Genomic DNA, 2,707 nt, shown 5'->3' on the forward strand with positions numbered 1-2,707 from the left:
CTCTGCCCATGCCGAAGTTCCGCTATAGCCCCGCCCAGGCTTTCCCTGGTAAATGTCACCGGGGATACGCCTCGAATGCCGTCAAGGGTTATGCCTAACACATGGAGCACGCTCCAGGGCTGTAACTCCTGCACACCTTTCGCCGTATGCACCTTATAGGTAATGACGCCTGTTTCTTGGTCCTGTTCAACTACAACCCTTTGCGGGTCGATAGGCCACAACGACAGGCCGGCACGTGTTCTGTCGATGTATGCGTAGAAGTTACCGTTCAGAAGCAGGTGATTCATCACAAGTTCCTTGAAAGTGAACGGCGTCTGCATCGGGTTAGGCGCTTTGTGCAATAGTCTGTATATCTCGCTGTTCTCAGCAAGTTCCCGGCCTTCAGAGGTCCGCCTGTAGACCTTCAAGGGTAGGCTTGCCACTGCACCACCTAGCAGCGTCACCGCTCGAAGCGCAGCAGGCACGCCCAGGGCTGTCTCCCGCGTCACAGTAACCCCCGCCCGGGTAGAAGTGCCCAATATATCTTCCCATCCCTCAGAATCTCTCTGAGTCATGGTCCGCTCCTCAGGGCTTCCCTGGGTCAGAGTCCGCTTCTCACGGGGCTTGAATATCTGTCTCAATCGGGTAATCATATAACTACTAACCCCCTCTCCTTGTAGACTGTCTGCTTCCGTTCTCGTAGTAGCGCCCTTGATATAGCGAGTATCAGGGCAACTGCACCGTCAATCCTGTCTTTGCTCCTGGCCTTACTCGGCTTGATATTGCCGGCTGCATCAGTCTCCAGGACCACGTTCGCAATATTCCACGCAAGGACCGGGTGACCGCCATGATCCAAGCGCTTGGATAACACAAGCTCTTCCAGGGTCTTTGTGGGCATACTCATGCTGACATATCCCATCCCTGTGGAAACCATTGTCGCGCCTTCCTCTTCAAGTTCAACCGCTAACTGGAAGGCGTTCCAGCGGTCGAACGCTATTTCTTTAATGCGATAGGTATCAGCTAACCGCTGAATGTCTGCCTTTATAACCCTCTGATCCAGAACCTCGCCGGGCATTAACGTTAGGTAGCCCTCACGCGCCCAGGCGTGATAGTCAACTACGTCCCTACGTTCAGCCGTTGCCCTGGCCTCAGGAAGCCAGAAGAACGGTAAGACGTCATAACTCGGCGGGTCCGCGTCATCTGGAAACACAAGCACGAAACTAGCCAGATCCGTTGTGGCTGATAAGTCTAAACCTCCGTAACACTCACGCCCTTTTAGCTTCTCAGGCACTATCAGGCCACCACAAGCAGCCCACTTGTCAGCCGGTATCCACGCCACTTCAGAGGACGTCCATTGATTCAAGTAAAGGCGCCGGAAAGAGTTCTCCAGGGAAGCGCTTTCCTTGGCCTTCGTAGCCAGGGCCTCCATATCCTCAAGGCTTCGGAATTCACCCAGGGCCGGGTTCGCCTTTGCCCACACCTCAGGGTCAAGCCAATCGTCACCTGGTCCGGCCTCATAGAGACACGGCAGGAAAGTCGGGTCCCGCTCAGGGTCCTCCTCTATCATCTTTGCGTAGCTGTAAAGCTCCCAGAATAGGCTTGTCCTGTCATAGCCGGCGGTCGATATACATAAAAGAAGAGGCTCTTCACGGCCTCCAAAAGACGTGATGATAGCCTCCCATAGTCCGCGGCCACGCTTACCCTCCCAGACGTGTAACTCATCACATATCACGCAAGTAGGGTTCAGGCCATGCTGTAATCCGGCGTCAGCGCTCAGGGCACGAAGCACGCTCGAAGTCTGGTCGTCTATGATACGCTTAGAATACTCAATGATTCTCAGGCGCTTATTCAGCGTCTTATTGCCTCTCACGAAGTCCCGCGCTTGATTGAACACTATGCTTGCCTGTTCCCTCGAACCGGCTGCTAAGTAAACCTCGGCGCCCTGCTTTCCGTCTGCCACTAGGTGATAAAGCGCTAAGGCTGCTGCTAGAAATGACTTTCCGTTCTTCCTTGGAAGGTATAGCAGCGCTTGCCGATATTGCCGGGTTCCGTCAGGGTTCAATGTGTCGTAAAGGTCCCTGATAAAGTCCACCTGGAACGGCATAGGCTCAAAGGGTAACCCGGCCCACGGCGCCTTACTATGTTTCAAGTGGCCGACGAAGCGAAGGACCTTATCAGCCTGGTTCATTCGGTTCACGGTCCTTCAGGAGGGGCCCATGTCTCTCCAGATACTTCTTCGCATATTAGAACCAGTTCACGGCCACGCTCCTCGGTATCCTGCACGCTCACTATTCGCAGAATCCGATTGCCTTTCGTCAGTAGGATAATACGGTCAGCCGGTTTAGGCCGGCACGCTTCACCCTGCCCGCGCATTGTGACTTTGTGAGTCGTCACCGTCTCTAGTGACAGGGCAGCCCAGTAATCGCCGTCCTTTAACGGCTCGACAGAAGCCCAGGTCGTGGCCAACTGGCGCCATTCCTTGATGAAGTCGCCCCCTTCGTCCTTTTCTTGATAAAATCGCTCAATGAGCACTCTATGTCTTAGCTTGCCGGACCTCATACGCTCACCTCCCTACAAATCCATGTTTCTATGAGGCCAGTAAAGCAGTCTGACGGCAGGCAGGTTCTTCTCGATGAATTCACCCTCCCGGGACTCGTAAAGCATGGCCGTATGCAGCAATAGTCCTGCCTGAACCGTTGCCGGCACAGTCTCAAGCTCATCTAGCTTT

3 protein-coding genes are annotated in these 2,707 nt (G+C 54.3%); all 3 read right to left on the minus strand.

Features of this window, described 5'->3' with window-relative positions:
• Positions 1–632 (minus strand): phage portal protein (locus ACE4YL_RS02480; protein WP_461369136.1); only part of this gene is annotated, 632 nt, incomplete at its 3' end.
• Entirely contained in the window at positions 629–2,167 is a 1,539-nt protein-coding gene (locus tag ACE4YL_RS02485; protein ID WP_461369137.1) for a terminase large subunit, read from the minus strand. The genes ACE4YL_RS02480 and ACE4YL_RS02485, both read right to left, overlap by 4 nt.
• A 5-nt stretch (positions 2,168–2,172) precedes the next feature.
• Positions 2,173–2,538 (minus strand): head-tail adaptor protein, encoded by a 366-nt coding sequence (locus ACE4YL_RS02490; protein WP_461369138.1) that lies wholly within the window; start codon positions 2,536–2,538, stop codon positions 2,173–2,175.
• Between the last annotated feature and the right edge of the window lie 169 nt (positions 2,539–2,707).

Origin of the sequence: Candidatus Darwinibacter acetoxidans (assembly GCF_041936445.1) — a bacterium.
Taxonomy (GTDB): Bacteria; Bacillota; Limnochordia; order Darwinibacteriales; family Darwinibacteriaceae; genus DTU010.